General features: G+C 42.1%; 17 protein-coding genes and 1 riboswitch. Of the genes, 8 read left to right on the top strand and 9 right to left on the bottom strand.

Translation table 11 applies throughout. The features are described from left to right. The first annotated feature begins 15 nt into the window (after nt 1-15). Both TOL2_RS16715 and TOL2_RS16710 read left to right on the top strand, forming a co-directional pair. The gene (locus TOL2_RS16715) at nt 16-2,034 is read left to right on the top strand and encodes a pyruvate carboxylase subunit B (RefSeq protein ID WP_014958477.1); all 2,019 of its coding nucleotides are present in this window, start codon (nt 16-18) and stop codon (nt 2,032-2,034) included. A 74-nt stretch (nt 2,035-2,108) separates the two neighbouring features. Next, nucleotides 2,109-2,786: a zinc ribbon domain-containing protein gene (locus TOL2_RS16710; RefSeq protein WP_014958476.1), complete on the top strand. Its 678-nt coding sequence runs from the start codon at nt 2,109-2,111 to the stop codon at nt 2,784-2,786. Between the two features lie 43 nt (nt 2,787-2,829). On the opposite strand, the gene TOL2_RS16705 is transcribed toward TOL2_RS16710, so the two are convergent. Genes TOL2_RS16705 through rplU form a run of 7 tightly spaced genes read right to left on the bottom strand, consistent with a single transcriptional unit; the run spans nt 2,830 to nt 7,510 of the window. After that, nucleotides 2,830-3,345: a type I restriction enzyme HsdR N-terminal domain-containing protein gene (locus TOL2_RS16705; protein ID WP_014958475.1), complete on the bottom strand. Its 516-nt coding sequence runs from the start codon at nt 3,343-3,345 to the stop codon at nt 2,830-2,832. Next, the gene (gene gpmI / locus TOL2_RS16700; RefSeq protein ID WP_014958474.1) at nt 3,342-4,898 is read right to left on the bottom strand and encodes a 2,3-bisphosphoglycerate-independent phosphoglycerate mutase; all 1,557 of its coding nucleotides are present in this window, start codon (nt 4,896-4,898) and stop codon (nt 3,342-3,344) included. Before gpmI ends, TOL2_RS16705 begins: the two co-directional genes overlap by 4 nt. Beyond that, on the bottom strand, nt 4,888-5,286 hold the full coding sequence (gene rsfS / locus TOL2_RS16695; RefSeq protein WP_014958473.1) for a ribosome silencing factor: 399 nt from the start codon (nt 5,284-5,286) through the stop codon (nt 4,888-4,890). The genes gpmI and rsfS overlap by 11 nt, the downstream gene beginning before the upstream one ends. Beyond that, a complete protein-coding gene (nadD, locus tag TOL2_RS16690; RefSeq protein WP_014958472.1) occupies nt 5,283-5,930 on the bottom strand; it encodes a nicotinate-nucleotide adenylyltransferase in 648 nt (215 codons plus the stop codon). Before nadD ends, rsfS begins: the two co-directional genes overlap by 4 nt. A 2-nt stretch (nt 5,931-5,932) precedes the next feature. Beyond that, complete coding sequence (gene obgE, locus TOL2_RS16685) at nt 5,933-6,928, bottom strand: GTPase ObgE (RefSeq protein ID WP_014958471.1); 996 nt, start codon at nt 6,926-6,928, stop codon at nt 5,933-5,935. Then, nucleotides 6,925-7,179, bottom strand: a complete 255-nt coding sequence (gene rpmA / locus TOL2_RS16680) for a 50S ribosomal protein L27 (RefSeq protein WP_014958470.1) — start codon at nt 7,177-7,179, stop codon at nt 6,925-6,927. Before rpmA ends, obgE begins: the two co-directional genes overlap by 4 nt. 19 nt (nt 7,180-7,198) lie before the next feature. Next, complete coding sequence (rplU, locus tag TOL2_RS16675; RefSeq protein WP_014958469.1) at nt 7,199-7,510, bottom strand: 50S ribosomal protein L21; 312 nt, start codon at nt 7,508-7,510, stop codon at nt 7,199-7,201. Between the two features lie 133 nt (nt 7,511-7,643). After that, a riboswitch (cobalamin riboswitch) is annotated at nt 7,644-7,828 on the top strand. Between the two features lie 228 nt (nt 7,829-8,056). Here rplU and TOL2_RS16665 point away from each other — a divergent pair. From TOL2_RS16665 to TOL2_RS16640, 6 genes are all read left to right on the top strand, one after another. Continuing rightward, nucleotides 8,057-10,045, top strand: a complete 1,989-nt coding sequence (locus tag TOL2_RS16665) for a TonB-dependent receptor (protein WP_014958467.1) — start codon at nt 8,057-8,059, stop codon at nt 10,043-10,045. Nucleotides 10,046-10,111: 66 nt separating this feature from the next. Beyond that, nucleotides 10,112-10,834: a DUF2162 family putative transporter gene (locus tag TOL2_RS16660; RefSeq protein ID WP_014958466.1), complete on the top strand. Its 723-nt coding sequence runs from the start codon at nt 10,112-10,114 to the stop codon at nt 10,832-10,834. 2 nt (nt 10,835-10,836) lie between these two features. After that, entirely contained in the window at nt 10,837-11,448 is a 612-nt protein-coding gene (locus TOL2_RS16655) for a MotA/TolQ/ExbB proton channel family protein (RefSeq protein ID WP_014958465.1), read from the top strand. Next, nucleotides 11,429-11,764: a DUF2149 domain-containing protein gene (locus tag TOL2_RS16650; protein WP_014958464.1), complete on the top strand. Its 336-nt coding sequence runs from the start codon at nt 11,429-11,431 to the stop codon at nt 11,762-11,764. The genes TOL2_RS16655 and TOL2_RS16650 overlap by 20 nt, the downstream gene beginning before the upstream one ends. Before the next feature lie 30 nt (nt 11,765-11,794). Continuing rightward, nucleotides 11,795-15,739: a cobaltochelatase subunit CobN gene (locus tag TOL2_RS16645; RefSeq protein ID WP_014958463.1), complete on the top strand. Its 3,945-nt coding sequence runs from the start codon at nt 11,795-11,797 to the stop codon at nt 15,737-15,739. A 3-nt stretch (nt 15,740-15,742) separates the two neighbouring features. Next, entirely contained in the window at nt 15,743-16,180 is a 438-nt protein-coding gene (locus TOL2_RS16640; RefSeq protein WP_014958462.1) for a DUF4019 domain-containing protein, read from the top strand. Nucleotides 16,181-16,671: 491 nt separating this feature from the next. Here the strand turns inward: TOL2_RS16640 and TOL2_RS16635 are convergent, their stop codons facing one another. Next, entirely contained in the window at nt 16,672-17,409 is a 738-nt protein-coding gene (locus TOL2_RS16635) for a DUF5131 family protein (protein ID WP_014958461.1), read from the bottom strand. Beyond that, nucleotides 17,406-18,500, bottom strand: a complete 1,095-nt coding sequence (tcmP, locus tag TOL2_RS16630; RefSeq protein WP_014958460.1) for a three-Cys-motif partner protein TcmP — start codon at nt 18,498-18,500, stop codon at nt 17,406-17,408. Before tcmP ends, TOL2_RS16635 begins: the two co-directional genes overlap by 4 nt. Nucleotides 18,501-18,511 lie beyond the last annotated feature (11 nt).

Here is an 18,511-nt window from a genome sequence, read left to right as displayed (position 1 = left end):
TTTGGGAGAAAATTGATGAGTAATCACACTGAAATTGAAATGGTTGAAATGAAGTATGGCAAAGACAGGCCAAAAGCAAAAAATCCCCTTAAAATAGAGGACTTATCTTTGCGTGACGGACATCAGTCTTTATTTGCCACTCGTGGAAGAACCGAAGATATGATTCCTGTTGCCGAAAGAATGGATGAAATCGGTTTCTGGGCGGTGGAAGTATGGGGCGGCGCAACTTTTGACACCATGCACCGTTTTTTAGGGGAAGATCCATGGGAAAGACTTCGGACCCTTAAACGGTATTTTAAAAAGACCCCGTTTTCAATGCTCCTGAGAGGTCAGAATCTTGTGGGATATAGAAATTATGCTGATGACGTGGCAAAGCTGTTTGTGAAAAAGACAGTTGATAACGGGATGGAAGTTTTCAGAACCTTTGATGCGCTCAATGATTATCGTAATTTTGAATCGGTTGTACCTGTGATCAAGGAATGCGGAGCTCATTTTCAGGGCTGTATCTGCTATACATTGACAGAACCGCGACTTGGCGGAGATGTTTATAACCTTGATTACTATATTAAAAAAGCAAAAGAGCTTGAAGACATGGGCGCGGACAGTATCTGTGTCAAGGACATGGCAGGGCTTATGGCACCTTATGATGCCTACAGACTTGTCAGAGCATTAAAAGAGAATGTCAAACCTTTGATTCATCTTCACAGTCATTTTACATCCGGCATGTCTCCCATGACTCTTTTTAAAGCCATTGAAGCCGGGGTTGATATTATTGACACCTGCCTGACTCCTTATGCCTACAGGACATCCCATGCTGCTTTGGAGCCTTTTGTGATGTCGCTCTTGGGAACCAACAGGGATACAGGGTTTGATATAAATGCACTGGCCGATATCAATGAAACCCTTGAAAAAGAAGTGATGCCCAAATATAAACACCTTCTGGATGATTCAAAGGTGTCTGTGATTGATATTAACGTGTTGCTGCATCAGACACCCGGCGGAATGCTGTCCAATCTTGTGAATCAGTTGAAGGAGATGGATGCCTTGGATAAGATTGATGAGGTTTACAAACAGCTGCCAAGGGTTAGAAAAGAGTTGGGTCAGGTTCCTCTTGTGACACCGACAAGTCAGATTGTTGGTATCCAGACAGTTAATAATGTGCTGTTTGATACACCTGATGAACGGTATAAGATGGTAACTGCTCAGGTCAAAGACCTTTGTTACGGACTTTATGGAAAAACATCCGTCCCCATTGATCCTGAAGTGCAGAAAAAAGCCCTCAAAGGCTATGACAGAGGCGAAGAGCCTATTACATGCAGGCCTGCAGAAGTTCTTGAACCGGAACTTGAAAAAGCAAGAGAAAAGATCGGCACCCTGGCCAAAGATGATGAAGATCTGATTTTATATACTCTTTTCCCTGTTACCGGCAAAAAATATCTTATGCAAAAATATGGTAAGGAACAGATGCCTGACAGCATAAGACCTATTACCCTTGAAGATGTGGCAAAACAAGATGCAATGATTGAAAAACTCAAAAGAGGCGAGCTGGTTGAAAAAGCCAAATTGGGTAATGCCCCTGAAAAAAGTGAAAATGCCCGTACCTTTAATGTTTTTGTAGAAGGGGAATATTTTGAAGTGGGTGTTGATGAAGTTGGCGGCGCTCCTGTTATTACCTATGCGGCTCCGGCTCAAGTTGCTCAGCCTGCTCCAGCCCAGATGGCACCTGCAGCACCTGCAGCACCTGCTCAGGCGCCTGCAGCGGCCCCTGAAGCCCAACCTGTGCCTGAAGCAAAAGAAAAACCCGCACCTGCAGCTGCGACCGGAACACCTATTAAAGCACCCATGCCTGGGATGGTGATTGCCTATGAGAAAAATGTAGGGGATTCGGTAAATGAAGGAGAAACAGTTGTGGTCATTGAAGCCATGAAAATGGAAAATGCTCTGCCTGCACCTGTAAGTGGTGTTATTAGTGCCGTGAACTACAGCAGCGGTGATAACGTTGCCAAGGGAGATGTCCTGGTTGTTATCGAATAATACGGTTTGACAAAACATTTGATATGCTTACTTTGGTAGTCTGGAATGACAGACTACCAAAGGAGATTGAGATAATGGCGTTTGAAACAAAAGAAGAACTTCTTGAAAAATATATAAAAATGGATAAACCACGGTGTCCGCACTGTGATACCGATATGACACTATGGGAGGTTCCCCCCATTAATTTTAGTGATGGATTGGGGTGGGGAACCCCCTATTTGTTTGTCTGTTTTAATGATGACTGCTCAAGCTATAAACATGGCTGGGATAACATGAGTGAAACCATGGAGGCGGCTGCATCCTACAGATGCTATGTTGAACCGGGACAGAAAAATTTTGAGTATATGCCGGTATTCAGTCCCATGGGTGCCCAGGGTGGAAAACTGGATGATGAAGTTTTGATCCGGGAGGAAGTCAGAAAAGAGCTGTTGAAAAAAACTTTCTCAATTTTAACTGATTATTATATGTCAAAAGATTGGGATGAAATTTTAAAAATTTGTCTTGATCCCAATATTCCCCCCAAGGCAAGGTTAAAAGCTGCTGAGATGGTAGGGGAATTGGGTGGTATTGAAGCAACAGAGCATTTAATCAATCATAAGTTTCCCACTCCTGTTCTTCAAAAAGGCGTGGAAGATGCAATTGTCCAGCTTCATGAAAGACATTTTACCCGGGAATGTCCCTATTGTGCCGAGATTATTAAAAAACGGGCCACGCTTTGCAAGCATTGCAACAAAGAGATACCACGTGGTTAAGGGGCAGATTTGAAATCTGTCCCCCATAGACTAAATTTTTGCGTTACTTGTTGACTTTTTCCAGGTTAAAAGAGCGGTAAATGATCATTTCCCGCTCTTTTCTGTCTTTATCAAGAGGTTTATACTCAATTGATTCAATAAGCTCAAGAGCCTCTTGTTTTGATGGAATCGCATCCAGGCCCTTGCCAACTGTTTTACCGGAAAGTGTATCCATTACCACGGCATCCCTTGCATCGGTTGAAACGGCAAAAGGAATTTGATAGTCATGAACCAGCCTGGCACCGGCCAGGATCTCTCTTTCATAGGACCCTATGGAGCCTGCAACACAGGTAATGGCCATCAATGCCTTATCTTTGCAACTTACAATCAGGTCAATGGATGAAATATAGTCTTCCCCTTTAAACTGGACAATCAGTTCTTCATCCACACAGATATCTTCTTTTGCATATCCTTTTTCATCCACCAGGAATTTTTCAAATATCTGTCTGCTGGCCTCAGGGCCAATATTTCTTACGGATTTTCCGGTAATATAATCAGTGATAATATACTTAAAGTTCATATTAAAGATGTTCCTGTCATTTGTAGCGGTTGCTCTATATTTAATAATTTCAGAATGGTCGGTGCGATATCGCCGAGAATACCATCCTTTAGTTTTTTTTCTTTTAGCTTGTCTCCTGCAAGTATCAGTCTTACAGGGTTCAAGGTATGGGCAGTGTGGGCGGAACCGTCATCGGCGATCATCTGTTCCGAATTTCCATGATCGGCTGTGACTATGGCAAATCCACCGGTTTCCCATATAGCCTCAACAACCTTTTGTGCGCACTTGTCCACGGTCTCACATCCCTTAACAGCAGCTTTTAGGATTCCGGTATGTCCCACCATGTCCATGTTTGCAAAATTCAGGATAATAAACTGAAATGCTCCTGCCCTTATTTGTTCACATGCTTTGTCGGCAAGCTCAAAAGCACTCATCTGGGGCTTTTCATCATAGGTTGCAACGTCTCGTGGAGAAGGGATCAAAATCCTTTTTTCCCCGTCAAAAACTTTTTCATCTCCGCCATTGAAAAAATAGGTGACATGAGCATATTTTTCAGTTTCGGCAATTCTAAGCTGGGAAATACTGTTTTGACTCAATATTTCTCCCAGAACCTGATCCAGATGCTGAGGAGCAAAGGCTACTGGAAGATTAAAGGTTTCATCATATTGGGTCATACAGACAAATCCTGCCAGGTCTATCTTTTTTCCCCTGGCAAATTCATTAAAAGCAGATTCGGTAAACGCCCGGGTGATTTCCTTAGCCCGATCCGCCCTGAAATTAAAAAAAATCAGGCCGTCTCCATCTTGAACTATTCCGTTATTGATCTTTTTGTTTTGTGATAAATTTTTTTCAAGAAAAATCGGGGGGACAAATTCATCAGTTTTATCTGAATCATAGGCGTTTTGTACGGCGCAAACCGGGTCTTGTTCCATCACACCTGCGGCTGCCGTAAAAAGTTTATATGCCTTTTCAACCCGGTCCCATCGGGTATCCCTGTCCATGGCCCAGTACCTGCCGACAAGCGTGGCAATTTTACCGTATTCATGGTGATCCAGATATGCCTGAAGTTGTTTTATATAGTTGATACCGCTGGCAGGTGAGGTGTCCCGTCCGTCAAGGATGGGATGAATGAACAGATTTTCCACTTTGTTTTGTTTTGCCATGTCAATCAAGGCAAACAAATGAGAAATATGGCTGTGAACCCCTCCGTCAGACAGCAGTCCCATGATGTGGAGGCTTTTTTGGTTATTTGAAACCTGTGCCATGAGATCCAAAAGAGCAGGGGTTTTAAAAAAAGACTGATCTTCAATGGCTTTGTTAATTCTTACAAAATCCTGCAGCACTTTTCGACCGGCACCGATATTCATGTGCCCGACTTCCGAGTTGCCCATGGTTCCCTCTGGAAGTCCGACGGCATTGCCTGAGCATAAAAGTTTGCAGGTTGGAAATTTTTTTATCAGAGAATCCAGAAACGGCGTTTTGGCCAGTGCAAATGCATTCCCATGTGTTTCATCACGTATTCCCCAGCCGTCAAGGATCATTAAGATATTGACAGGGTGGGAATTAGAACTCATCGTCGGTCTCCTCTGATCTGTAAGCGTCTTTAAATTCGGAAAGATCTATCCGTTTGGCATCGGCCCACAAGCCTTCGATATCATAAAACGATTTTTTTTCAGATTCGAAAATATGAATAATGACATCTCCGTAATCAAGCAAAGCCCATTCACCTTCTTTAACGCCTTCTACACCAATGGCTTTTTTTTTCTGATTTTTCAAGCTTTTGATCAAATGTTCTGCAATGGATGTCACCTGGCGGTGGGAACTTCCTTCAATAATGACAAGGGTGTCGGTATAAGAGGTTAGCGCTTTGACATTAATGGCGGTAATTGATTTTGCCTTTCTTTCAAATGCCGGAATAAGATATGGTTTAAGATCGTCTGGTGATGCGATGGGGTTTGTCATTTATACAATTCCTTTGCTCTAATAATTTTTTCAACATTTGCAGGCACAAACTCTTTTATGGATTTATTGTTTTTGACCCTTTCCCGGATCATGGTGGATGAAATATCTATTCTGGGCACCTTGCAAATGATAATTTTCTGTTTCTTTGTATGGGAAAATGTATTGTTCTGTTCATTAAAGGTGTACCCCTGTGATATGTTTTCGTCAATAAAAGAGGCAATGGCATGGGTGTTTTTCCAATCTCCTCTCAACATGATGATAATGGGAACTGCTTTGAAAATTTGATCCTTTTTTTTCCAGGTGGTTATATCTAAAAAAGCGTCAGATCCCATTAACAGAAAAAAAAAGGTTTGCAGGCCATATTCTTTTTTAAATTCTTTGATGGTGTCAATGGTAAAAGAGGGGCCTTTTCTGAGCAATTCTTTATCAGACACCCAAAAATTTTTATGGCCCTTTAAGCTTTCTTTTACCATCTTAAATCTTTCACCGGCAGGTGCAAGATTGATGTCAGGTTTGTGGGGAGGTGTTGCAGAAGGGATTAAAAATATTTTTTCCAGGCCACAGGTTTGTTTGACATGCTGAAGAATTCCAATATGGCCATTGTGAAAGGGATTAAATGTTCCTCCGAAAAGTCCCACTTTCATTTTTAACTCTTTGTAAGCTTGGATGATAAAAGCTTTACAAGATCTTTTACCCCTTTCCCGGTTGCAGCTGACAGAGTCAGTACCTGGATGTCTTTTAATGCGTTTTGGAAAGCATCGGCTTTTTCCTGTGTATCCGGCAAGTCCATTTTGTTGAGAACTACAATCTGCATCTTTTGGGCCAGAGATTGGCTGTATTTGGACAACTCATTGTTGATCAGGTTAAAAGATGTCAGTGGAGACTCCGGATCTATCTGGGAAACATCAATCAGATGCACCAGGATGCCTGTCCTTTCAATATGCTTTAAAAAACTGATCCCAAGGCCGATTCCTTCATGGGCACCTTCAATGAGACCTGGGATATCGGCCACAGCAAACGGTTCTCCAAAAGGAGGTTCAACCATCCCAAGGATAGGGGACAGTGTTGTAAACGGATAGTCGGCTATTTTGGGACGGGCTGCTGAGATGCTGCTGATAAGCGTTGATTTACCGGCATTGGGTAATCCTACAAGTCCGACATCGGCAAGCAGTTTTAACTCTAATTTCAGATGTATTTCAATCCCAGGGAGTCCTGGCTGGGAATACCTGGGTGCCCGGTTGGTGGAACTTGCAAACCGTTTGTTGCCTCGGCCTCCCATGCCGCCACGGGCAATAATATATTCATCCTCTGTGTCGGTTAGGTCGACAATGATTTCATTGGTATCTGCATTGGAGACAATGGTTCCAGGGGGAAGGGTGATTGTGCAGTTTTTCCCGTTTTTCCCATGTTTTTGTTTGCCCTGGCCTGACTCACCATTTTTGGCCTTGAGCAATTTTTGACGGCGATAATCAAAAAGTGTTCGTTTACTCTGATCAATTTTCAGAATAACATGACCACCATCGCCGCCATCTCCACCGTCAGGTCCTCCAAATTCAATGTACCGTTCCCTTCGGAAACTTGTGCATCCTCGGCCACCATCGCCTGACTTGACAGTGATAATTGCTTCATCTACAAATTTCACGCGGCATATACGCTGACTTTTTTTCTGTCGCGGCCTTTTCTTTCAAAGGTCACAACACCGTCAATTTTGGCAAAAATAGTATAATCTTTGCCCATACCAACATTGTTGCCCGGATGGATTTTAGTTCCCACCTGTCTGATAAGAATATTTCCTGCAAGAACATTTTCTCCGCCGAATTTTTTAACACCACGGCGCTGTGAGTTTGAATCGCGACCGTTTTTTGAACTACCTGCTGCTTTTTTATGTGACATCTGAATTTCTCCTTGCTATCTAAACCGTAATGGATTCGATTTTAATTTCAGTATAATTTTGTCTGTGGCCTTTGAGTCTTCTAAAGCCTTTCCGGCGTTTATACTTGAAGACCAGTTTCTTTTTGTCCTTTCCCTGCTCAAGAATGTGCGCTTTGACTGCCGCATTTTCAACTTTCGGACTTCCAAGAGTGATGGTTTCACCATCTGAATACATGAGGACATCATCAAATTCAACCTGAGAACCTTCCGTACCATCAAGCTTTTCAACTTTCAGGATCTGTTCTTCATGAACCTTATATTGTTTTCCCCCGGTTCTGATAACTGCGTACATTTTTAAACTCTCCTTATTATTTCAATACTTTTCGCAATTTTAAAAAACTCTGAATTCTATATTTATTGTCTGAATTTGTCAAGATAAACATATTTGAAATTTTTATATTGACTTAGATTCTTTTTTAATTTAAGTCAATATAAAAATTTCAGGTGCCTGTTAAGGCACAATAGGGAACCCTGTGCGAATCAGGGATGGGCCCGCCGCTGTGATCGGAGACGAACGCTGCATTTATGTCACTGGCTTTATAACGCTGGGAAGACGCAGTTAATAGGATGACCCGAAAGTCAGAAGACCTGCCTGAAAAAGTTTAATCTGTCATACCTCGTGGACAAGGGTGGGGCAAATCCAATCTGTGGAAAAATCAGGGAACCTCAGATCATTATCAATAAATGGTCCGGGGTTTTTTTTTGCAAATCCCCGGCAAAAAAGGGGAGGCCTTGAAAAAAAGTTGCCTGAGCAATATCGGGATGTAAAATTAATTTTATTTTTTTATTCCTGCTGTGAGCTTTTTTTCGCGTTCCCCCGATTTAAAAGGGGAAAAATATGAATAAATCCGTATCGGCAGTTCTTCTGGCTGTTGTCATGTTGCTGCTGCCTGGCATGGGGCAGGCTTTAGCTTCTGATAAAAATCAATCCAAAACAAAACTTGAGGATATTGTTGTAACAGTAGGGAGAGTTGCAGAATCCAAAAAAGAGATTGTCAATAATGTTGCCGTGATTGATGAGCAGGAAATCCGAATGTCGTCTGCCAGGGATGTTGGCGATCTTTTAGCGCAAAAAGGCATCGGTGCCATCAAAAAATATCCTGGAAATCTTACTACCATAGGCATCAGGGGATTTAGAACAGATTCCCATGGGAATGACCTGAAAGGGCATGTTCTTATCCTGCTTAACGGTCGAAGATCGGGCACTGGAAATGTGGCAAAAATTATGACCAAAAATGTTGAGCGTATAGAAATCATCAGAGGGCCGGCATCTGTTTTATATGGTTCTGCCGCTGTCGGTGGGGTTGTGAACGTGATTACCCGAAGGGGAAAAGGCAAATTATCTGCTTTTGGTGAAGGGAATCTGGGCAGTTTCGGGCATGAAGATATCAGTGCCGGTTTTGCAGGAGAGTATAATGGGTTTGATTTTTCCGGCAGTGTCACAAGAGAGACGGAAGATGATTATACCACAGCCAGTGGAACAAAATACCATAATACCGGGTTTGACAGCAGGGAAAGCATCAGCATGAATATGGGGTATACACCGTTTCCCAATAATCGAATTGCATTTCTTTATCACGGTTTTAATGTGGATGAAGCCGGCTCTCCAAGTTATTTAAGCCAGAATGATCTGGATGATTATACAGACAAATCAAATTATTCTTTTGATATCGTACTGGACGGCCAGACAACAGATTCACGCTTTGTTTGGAAATTAAAATATTTCCAGGGTAAAGATGAGGATACATGGAATGATCCAACCGGCAGCAACCCTGATGGATGGGATGACGCAATCCTTTCCGAACAAAAAACAGAGAGCAAAGGTATCCAGGCCCAGATTTCAGTTGATTTAGGGCAGGCGCTTATTACCACCGGTTTTGACTGGGCGGATTACGATATTGAAGCGTCCTGGAATCCCCAAAAAACATCTTATGACAATCCTGCAGGATTTTTATTGGGTAAACTAAAACTTTTAGATGACCGGCTGACTCTGTCTGCCGGATTACGGTATGATACCTATGAGGTGGAGGTCATAGACCCTGCAGGCAAGACTGCGGACGACAATCACCTGACGCCTAATATTGGTATTTCCTATCTTTTGACGGATTATTTAAAACTGCGGGCAGGTTACTCCGAAGCCTTTGTTATGCCGGGTGCGGATCAGATGGCTGCCGCCTACTCTGTCTTTGGCAGCAACTATGTGGGTAATCCAGACCTTTCGCCTGAAACAAGCAAAACCTGCGAAGGCGGTTTGGATGTTTTCTACCTCTCCTTGTCCGGTTCTCTGGGGTATTTTTATACTGATTTTAAGGACAAAATAGAATCTGTCACCCGGGCAAACGGAGACAGATCATGGGATAATGTCGGAGAAGCCAGAATATCCGGTTTTGAGGGAAATCTAAGTGTTGATATTGGCGATTATTTTGGATGGGATTTTGAAATCAGACCCTTTGTCGGATTTACCTATCTGACGGAATATGAGGACAGGATAACGGGTGCTGATCTTTTTGAGACGTCAGATTTAACAGCATCTTATGGTATTTCAGTATCTGATTTGAATGGATTTTCAGCAAGACTTAATTTTGCCTATTTCGGAGAAAAGACAATAACCGATTATGAGAGCGGATGGCCTTATCAGGATATAAAAGCCCGGGATTTTACCGTTGCAGATCTGACCATTACCAAAGTTTTATTTGCCACGGATAAAAAAGGCAGATTGGCATTAAATGCCAGTATCAACAATCTGTTTGATGAAGAATATGAATATATAAAAGGATACCCCATGCCGGAAAGAAATTTCTATGTCGGTATGAGATATGATTTTTAATTCGATATTAAAAAAACACAGCCCAGACTTTACCAGTGTCTGTTCTGTTATAAGGTAAATGACTAAATGGAACTTAAATCGCTGATATTGGGCCTGTTTCTATCAACCGGGGCTTTTGCCGTTAAAAGCGGTGGAGGGCTATCTTATGTTTTTCTGCAGGCGCCCGGCAGAACAAGACAACTTCTGACAACCCTGCTGTTCATGGCAGGGTACGGCATTGTCTTTGCCGTTGCTGCTGCTGTTTTGCTGAACGTCGATCTGATGGCGCATATTGATCTGCTGCAGGCGTTTTTCAAGAGCGGGATGACCCTTCATCTCCTTTTAGCCTTGTTGCTGTTGGTTTGGGGGGGCAATCTGATAAAGAACTGCCATGAAAAACAAACATCCACCAGGGGATGGATTCCCCTGGTGGTGCCCTGTCCGGTCTGTTTTGTCGTCATCCTTTTATCCTGTAGTTTTGTCAGTGCTATTTATCCGGATAATTCCGTGGTTTTTTTCGCTCTCTATGCAGGCTTTATTCTGATCAGCCTGGTTGTGGCGTTCACTGTCAGACGCCTGGTCACTAACCAGGGAGCTGCCAAATCATTTCTGGGCAGGCTGATGCTTTATATTGCCGTTTACTTTATTCTTTCGGTCATTGTGATTCCACAATTTGCCGATTTGGATAAAATTTACAGGATATCTTTCACAGACAGTATGTTTGAGCTGTCCCGGGAGAAAATCATCCTGCTCATCCTGAGCATAAGCGCCTTGATTACAGGCTTTATTAACCCTTTAAAAAGAGAATAAACATGCAGATAATGGCTGTATTAAAAACATTTATTTATTTGATTGCCTCTTCCCTGTTCTTGCCGGTATTGCTGATTTTGTCCTGTTTGTTTGTCTGGATGCTGGTCTATTCCGGCACCTTTTTCAGGCTCTGGCTGGAAAGAAGCCGACTTAAAAAACAGGATCAGAACCTGCCGGAACAAATGATGTCAGGCAGATATCAAAACAGTCTTCCGGCTTCGGTGACAAGGATTGTCCAGGCCCTGGAATCCTTAAAAGGATCATATGATCCCATTCCGGTTGTCAACCTGTTAAGGGATGCTGAGCATCGCATGTGGAAATCCCTTGATCCCTTGAAAATAATGATCCGGATCGGGCCGGGACTGGGGCTGATCGGCACGCTTATCCCCATGGGCACAGGACTGGCATCCCTGGGTCAGGGAGATCTGGGTCAGTTGAGCCAGGACCTTGTGGTTGCGTTTACCACAACAGTTGTGGGCATGGCCTTGGGATTGCTGGCCTATTTTTATTTTACAATTCAGCGCCGGTGGGTTGAGCAGGATATCAAAAATATGGAACTGGCTGCTGAATTGTTAACAGGAGATACACATGGTCATGAGATATCTGAAACCTAAACAGAACCGGGGCACAGGTTTTTCCGACAATGATCCAATGTCAGGCGTTGCCAACCTGTTTGATTTGGGCCTTGTCTTTATTGTGGGACTTTTGATTGCCCTGTTTGGTGCATATCATATTGAGGACCTGCTGTCGCAGACATCTGAACTGACCATTGTTAAAAAATCTGCAGACGGCCAGATGGAAATTATTTCAAAAAAAGGGAAAACAATAGACGCTGTAAAAGTGACCAAAGAAAAAGCCAAAGGCAAAGGAGAGCGTCTTGGAACCGCCTATAAACTGGCAAACGGTTCAATGATTTATATCCCGGATTAAACACTGTTGCTGTAATTAAGGAAACACCTCATGAAACGTTTGATTGTTCTTCTTTTTTTCTGGCCATGGCATCTGTATGCAGCGGATATGGCTTTTATGGTTTTGGATCATAATTCTTATCTTGCCTGCATGGCTGTAGAAAAACTTGATCTTCCCATTGATATTAAGGTCATCACCAGTCATGACGTGACACGGGATGCTCAAAGAATAAAACAAGAGATCCAGGGAACAAACATTATTGTCGCGGATGTCATGGGCCGGGAATTTGAAACTTTTTTGACGGATCATATTGATCTTGATTCAAAAATCATATATGCTCTTCGCGGTTCCCTTGATAATGAATCGCTCGTAAAAAAAGGGTTTGTGTTTGATTCTAAGGTGGCAGAGTATTACAGCAACCTTTCCAAAGAAAATATTCAAAACATGCTTCGCCTGATCGCCCATCGCCACATTGACAATACCATATCCTATGACAAGGTGCTCAAAATCCCCCGGCTTGGCGTGTATCATCCGGATGCCCCTGATGTTTTCATTCGGGTCAAAGATTTTTTAACCTGGCAAAAAAATCGGCCTGGATTTGATTCAAAATGTCCAAGAATCGGCCTGGTTTTTTTTTCATCCTTTCTCACTAAGGGGCAGAAGGCACCCATTGATACGTTGATTCAGCAGCTTGAAAATAATGGATTCAATGTCATGCCCTGTTTTGGCCGTGAGCAGAACATCTTGAAATCTTTTCTTCTGGATGAATCAGGATCAGCCAGGGTGGACCTGGTGCTGGCCTATTCCTTTAAGTTTTATAATGCTTTGACTCCGGAACTTGGCCTGCTGCTCAATCAGCTGGACGTACCTGTAATAAGTGCGGTCAGCCTGTATAAAAACACCATCGACCATTGGCGAAAAAGTCCTGTTGGTATTGATTCCATTGAGGTGGCCTGGTCTCTGGCCGTACCTGAACTGTCCGGCCTGGTTGAGCCCAACGTGCTTTCGGCCAAGCAAAAGGTTGTTGACCCGAAAACAAAAAAATCTTTTTTCCTGAGCCGACCGGTCATGGAAAATATTGACCGGCTTATCCCCAGGCTGAAAAAATGGATTGCTCTCCAGCAAAAGCCCAATCCTGAAAAAAAACTGGCCATTATGTTTTACAACCATCACCAGGGAAAACAGAATATCGGAGCCTCTTATCTGAATGTATTTCAAAGTCTTGAAACCATCCTTCAGGCCCTTAAGGAAAATGGGTATACAACCGGGAAGCCCCTTTCCGAACAAGAGATAAAAGAGCTGATTCTCAGTTCAGCCAGAAACATCGGGTCCTGGGCACCCGGAGAACTTGACAAGCTGATTTCAACCGGCAAGGTGGTGCGCCTGCCGGTTGAAACATACAATCACTGGTTTGAAGACCTTCCTCAAGATTTTAAGAACAAGGTTATTCAACAGTGGGGGGGGCCTGAAGAGTCCGGGATAATGATACACGGCAAGGATTTTATTATTCCGGCTGTTCAGGCTGAAAACATGATCCTGCTTCCCGAACCTGTCCGTGGATGGGGAGATGATCCCATGAAGCTTTATCATGACACCACACTTTATCCCCATCACCAGTATCTGGCGGTTTATCTCTGGCTGTCCAAACATTTTAAGGCCGATGCCATTATCCATCTGGGGACTCATTCCACCTATGAATGGACTCCGGGTAAACAGGCCGGGCTTTCACCTTCATGCCCGCCGGAAGTTCTGATAAGTGATATCCCCAATATTTATCCTTATATTGTGGATGATGTGGGGGAAGGCATTCAGGCAAAGCGACGGGGAAGAGGGGTCATTATTTCTCATTTGACGCCGATCTTGAAAACAGCGGATCTGCATGAAGATTACAGCCGTATGGCAGAACTGGCAAATGAATATGAACGGGCCACAGCACGGCAGAGCGTCACGGCAGAAGAAAAATTCAAAGAGCTTATGGCTCTGGCAAAAAAGACAGGTATTTTAAAGGATATCCAGACCACTGCTGACAACCATAAGCACGGTCAAGATCATACTCAAGATGATGGTCAATATTCCTCTCAAACTGCTGGAGAGGATGTTTCCCAGGATGAAATGGTACATCTTTTGGGACATTATCTTGAGGAGATCAAGGAAAATTTGATTCCATTTGGCATGCACACCTTTGGCCGTTCCCCTGATCCTGATGAGACTACTGAAATGGCAGATGCAATTCTCAAATGGAATCCGGAACAGACTAAAAAAGATCTTGCATCAAGGCTTGCAAGATCCGGCAGGGATGAAGTTAATGCCATGATCAGCGGCCTTGACGGCAGATACATTCGACCAGGACCGGGAAATGATCCTGTCAGAAATCCGGACGCCATGCCCACGGGCAGAAATTTCTATGGATTCAACCCGGGCAAGCTGCCCAGTCCTGCCGCCTGGAGCCTGGGGAAAAAAGCGGCCCGGAAGATCATTGAAAACCATATCATGAAAAACGGCAGTTATCCCCAAAATGTTGCCGTGGTTCTGTGGGCTGTTGAAACCCTTCGCAATGAAGGAGTGAATGAATCCACCATTATGTATCTGATCGGGACAAAACCCAGATGGTCCAAAACAGGACGGGTATTGGGAATTGACGTGATTCCTGCCAACCGGCTCAACCGGCCGAGAATTGATGTCATGATTAATGCCTCGGGTTTGTACCGGGATCTTTTTCCTGAGAAAATGCTATACTTGGACAAGGCCATCAGGCTTGCTGCAAAACAGACGGATATTGAAAATCTGATTGCCCGGCATAACAGGGATATAAAAACACGTCTCATCAAACAGGGGATGGACCCTGAAAAAGCTGATCAAATATCCAGGTTCCGCGTTTTTTCCGAAGCACCTGGATCATACGGTAACGGAGTATCGGAAATGGCCTCCGGCTCTTCCAAATGGGAAAATCCTGACCAGGTGGTGAACGTATTTGAAAACCGCATGGGGTTTGCCTTTGGAGCAGGTCAATGGGGCATCCGGGCAAAGGGGCTGTTAAAAGAACAGTTGTCCACCGTTGATGTCACGCTTCATTCCCGATCCTCCAATGTTTACGGTCTTTTGGACAATGATGATATGTTTCAGTATTTGGGAGGACTTTCCATGGCCGCGCGTCATGAATCAGGAAAAACACCTGAAACTTTGATCACGCAGCAGCAGAAAAAGGGAAAGGTCAATGTGGAAGATATGGCAAAGACCCTGGGCCGGGAAATGCGCAGCCGGTATCTGAATCCCAAATGGATTGACGGTATGAAAAAAGAAGATTATGCCGGTGCCAAAGCCATGGCCGACTTTGTTGAATATCTTTGGGGATGGAATATGACCACGCCTGAAAAGGTTGATGCAAGCAAATGGCGGCAGGTTTATGAAGTCTATGTGGAAGACAAATACGGTCTTGAGCTGGATCAATTTTTTAATAAAGCTTCTCCCTGGGCATTCCAGTCCATAACGGCAAGAATGCTTGAAACCAGCCGGAAAGGATATTGGGAGCCTGATCAGGCAATATTGGAAACCCTGGCTGCCGAATATGCCACAAGCGTTATTCAAAAAGGGATTGCCTGTTGTGATCATACCTGCAATAATCCCGTACTCAATCAGATGGTGATTTCCATTATTTCAATTCCCGGGGTGTTAAACCCCAAGCTGGTTGAACAGTTCAAGCTGGCTGTGGAACAGATGGCGGGAAAATCCATGGAACAGCAGGTGGCTGATCAAAAGGCTCTGCTGGAGGAACTGGCAGCACCTGCACCTTCGGCACAGGAGGCCACATCGGAAAAAAAGGATTCATCCCTGAACAACGATATTGCCGAAGTTGTTGAAGGGTATAAAATGGAAAAAATCAAAAACCGGGATGATACCACACAGATGACCTCATCCGGTATTGAATGGATGGCTGTTTTAGCGGTTTTGGCCGTCATGGGCCTGGCCGCTTACGGCGCAAGAAAAAAGGAGAGATAAAGGATGAAGAAAAGAAATTTAATCGTCTTGAGCATTTTGATCAGTCTGGTCTTTTTCAAAGTTGGATTCGCCCAGGGAACCAAGGGGGATGATGCTGAAAATGAAGATGGAATCATTTCAGCCCAAAATTGGATGGCTCTTGTCGATAACAAGAATTATTTTGAAAGCTGGGAAACTGCGGCCCGGATTTTCAAATCCTCTGTTTCCGCCCATAAGTGGGAAAAAATCGTTACAAAGGTCAGAGACCCTTTGGGGAATTTGATTTCAAGGGATCTGTTCCATGATCAGTTAACCGCATCTCTGCCTGGGATGCCTGATGGTCAATACTTGATTTTGCGCTATGTCTCTAAATTTGCCAATAAAGCAAAAAGTGTTGAATCCGTTACCGTCATGATTGATACGGATGGCAAATGGCGGGTTGCCGGCTATTTTATCAAATAGATCATGATTAGTATTCGGTTGATATGTTTTTTTTTATATGACTTGATTTGGAGTTTTTTTCTTTTTGTTTGATGCATATTAGTTTAATAAAGTTTTTATAGTAAAGTCTTAAAAAATTCATACAGAGACTTTAAATCTTTGTTGTGGGCAAAAAGGGATGAAAGACCAAGTCTGCCCGTGGCAGTTATATAATAATTCGATTTGTAACTAACCGAATTGGATGCCCAAATATTTTAATCTGTATTTTTGATTTTTTATTAAATAGTTTATATTAAAAACAATGTGCAGAATAAAATTAAGATGTCTTGAAATGGAAACTTTGAAAACCCTTGATTGGTGCTGGTCGGGATGAGAGGATTCGAACCTCCGGCCCCAGCGTCCCGAACGGATATTTCAACTCGAATCGCTTGTCAATAAAGGGTTTTGGGCTTTAAAGGCTTGTCACCAATATTGGTGACAAGATGGTGATAAGGTGGTGACAAGCCTCTCAATCAAGCAGGAACTAAAGCTGGTATTGGTAGCTTTAGTTTTGGCATCTGGCTCCAGAGTTTCCCATCCAGAAGCCGTCCATTTTTCTTTTTATTTACTCCACCCCATTGTTTGAAAAAGAATGAAATATTTTTATCAAGACACTGCTGTTGAATATTAGTGACCCATTCTTTTTTAATAGGTCTTGCTCCTGGTCCGGATTCTCCACCAACTATTACCCAGTCAATTCCACTTAAATCCACGTCACCAATATCATGAAGTAAAGGTTCAAAGGAAATGAATTTTACTTTGGCATCTGTTTGTCTTAAATGATCTATTCTATATTTATAATAAGATGTTTCAACACTGACTCCCATCCAGATATTGTTATTCCATCTAAGTGCTGGGTTCATTTTTAATAATATTTCTGAACGTTTTGTTAGTACTTGATATTGGTGCTGAGATGCAATGTTCATAATATTGAATACCTTTTTAATAAAGGATTCAGGAACATCTTCATGAAAAAGATCACTCATGGAGTTCACAAATACCATTTTAGGTTTTTTCCAGGAAAATGGTATATCCAGCGCATGTGGATGGCAAGTGAGTTCAAAACCATTAGTATAGTTGGGGGACTTCATTGCTTGAAGCCTTTTAGCCATTTTTTCGGCGTAACAATGTTTGCAACCGGTGCTTATCTTTGTGCATCCTGTTAACGGATTCCAAGTTGCTTCTGTCCATTCTATTTTTGAAAAGCTCATTTTATATACCTGAATGTGATTATTTCATTATATTTATAAATTTGGTTATAACCAATTTTTGCATATGAAAAGTGTTCTATGTGATTTGAATTTTTTAATTTTTTCAATACAGCAGTCGCATGTTTTGGTGTGAAACCTTTTTCCAAAGTATAATGAAAAATATCTTGATTGGTAAACACTTTTTTTTCTTTTATAAATAAATTTAGATTATGTTCAAATTTTTGTAGTTTTGTAATCTTAGGTTTTCTTGAAAACAAATCTAATTGTTTGTCGAGGTCTTCATCTATATCAAAGTTTGCTTCTCCATTAATTTTGTTTTTGTTCCATGCGACGGTCAAAAATTTTTGGACCGCCAATAAATGTTTTGATCCAAAAACAAGGCCATGTATGTTCTTATTCTTTTTTATACTGAAATGGTATAAACGAGTTTTGCTGTCTTGTGGAAGCAGCGTCCGAAATTGTTCAACAATGGTTCTGTGAATATCTTTGCTTTTTACGTCATCCTTATTGAATTTTAAATCTGGAAAAATATTTTCAAAGGTAAACCGTTTAAAAAATGCAGAAGAAATAAAAAATAGGTAGTCGGTTTGATGAAAGGATTCCAATTCGTTTATTAAGTTGAGAGTTATATGTTTTACTCCATTTTGATCAAAAAACAATAAATTGGGTCCATTGATGATATTATTTTTAATTCGTGGAAAGAGATTTTGAAAATCTTCTTTAAAAAAATGAATTTTGATACGCTTTTGAAATTCATTATTGAAAGATGTCGTTTTATCCATAATATTTTTTATTAAAACGTCATGTTTCCATTTTTTTTGTTCATTCAAGATTAAGTTTATCTTGATTTTTTGCTGTTTTATATCTGTTTCAAATTTTTTAAGAACTTCAAGAATTCTCAGTGGGCTTCCAGGCATTCCCATTATGTCTTCACCAGGCCCAGCAAAAAAATCACAAATGTTTAATTCGTTATTATTTTTACTGTAAATGAAAGTGGGAAGCCATTCTGTTAAATAATTTTCAAAGATTTCAAGTTTTGTTATAGTGGCGGAATCAAATGGTTTTTCATCATGAAGGTCTTTAATCGGCATTTTTTTTTCCT

It is taken from the genome of Desulfobacula toluolica Tol2, assembly GCF_000307105.1.
Taxonomy (GTDB): Bacteria; Desulfobacterota; Desulfobacteria; order Desulfobacterales; family Desulfobacteraceae; genus Desulfobacula; species Desulfobacula toluolica.
The sequence above is the reverse complement of the archived record's forward strand: the minus strand, read 5'-3'. Positions and strand labels throughout refer to the sequence as shown.

Excerpts from the sequence above, each read along its gene's own strand:
- TOL2_RS16715 (WP_014958477.1), top strand. The coding sequence starts at position 16 with ATGAGTAATCACACTGAAATTGAAATGGTTGAAATGAAGTATGGCAAA.
- TOL2_RS16710 (WP_014958476.1), top strand. The coding sequence starts at position 2,109 with ATGGCGTTTGAAACAAAAGAAGAACTTCTTGAAAAATATATAAAAATG.
- TOL2_RS16705 (WP_014958475.1), bottom strand. The coding sequence starts at position 3,345 with ATGAACTTTAAGTATATTATCACTGATTATATTACCGGAAAATCCGTA.
- gpmI (WP_014958474.1), bottom strand. The coding sequence starts at position 4,898 with ATGAGTTCTAATTCCCACCCTGTCAATATCTTAATGATCCTTGACGGC.
- rsfS (WP_014958473.1), bottom strand. The coding sequence starts at position 5,286 with ATGACAAACCCCATCGCATCACCAGACGATCTTAAACCATATCTTATT.
- nadD (WP_014958472.1), bottom strand. The coding sequence starts at position 5,930 with ATGAAAGTGGGACTTTTCGGAGGAACATTTAATCCCTTTCACAATGGC.
- rpmA (WP_014958470.1), bottom strand. The coding sequence starts at position 7,179 with ATGTCACATAAAAAAGCAGCAGGTAGTTCAAAAAACGGTCGCGATTCA.
- rplU (WP_014958469.1), bottom strand. The coding sequence starts at position 7,510 with ATGTACGCAGTTATCAGAACCGGGGGAAAACAATATAAGGTTCATGAA.
- TOL2_RS16665 (WP_014958467.1), top strand. The coding sequence starts at position 8,057 with ATGAATAAATCCGTATCGGCAGTTCTTCTGGCTGTTGTCATGTTGCTG.
- TOL2_RS16660 (WP_014958466.1), top strand. The coding sequence starts at position 10,112 with ATGGAACTTAAATCGCTGATATTGGGCCTGTTTCTATCAACCGGGGCT.
- TOL2_RS16655 (WP_014958465.1), top strand. The coding sequence starts at position 10,837 with ATGCAGATAATGGCTGTATTAAAAACATTTATTTATTTGATTGCCTCT.
- TOL2_RS16650 (WP_014958464.1), top strand. The coding sequence starts at position 11,429 with ATGAGATATCTGAAACCTAAACAGAACCGGGGCACAGGTTTTTCCGAC.
- TOL2_RS16645 (WP_014958463.1), top strand. The coding sequence starts at position 11,795 with ATGAAACGTTTGATTGTTCTTCTTTTTTTCTGGCCATGGCATCTGTAT.
- TOL2_RS16640 (WP_014958462.1), top strand. The coding sequence starts at position 15,743 with ATGAAGAAAAGAAATTTAATCGTCTTGAGCATTTTGATCAGTCTGGTC.
- TOL2_RS16635 (WP_014958461.1), bottom strand. The coding sequence starts at position 17,409 with ATGAGCTTTTCAAAAATAGAATGGACAGAAGCAACTTGGAATCCGTTA.
- tcmP (WP_014958460.1), bottom strand. The coding sequence starts at position 18,500 with ATGCCGATTAAAGACCTTCATGATGAAAAACCATTTGATTCCGCCACT.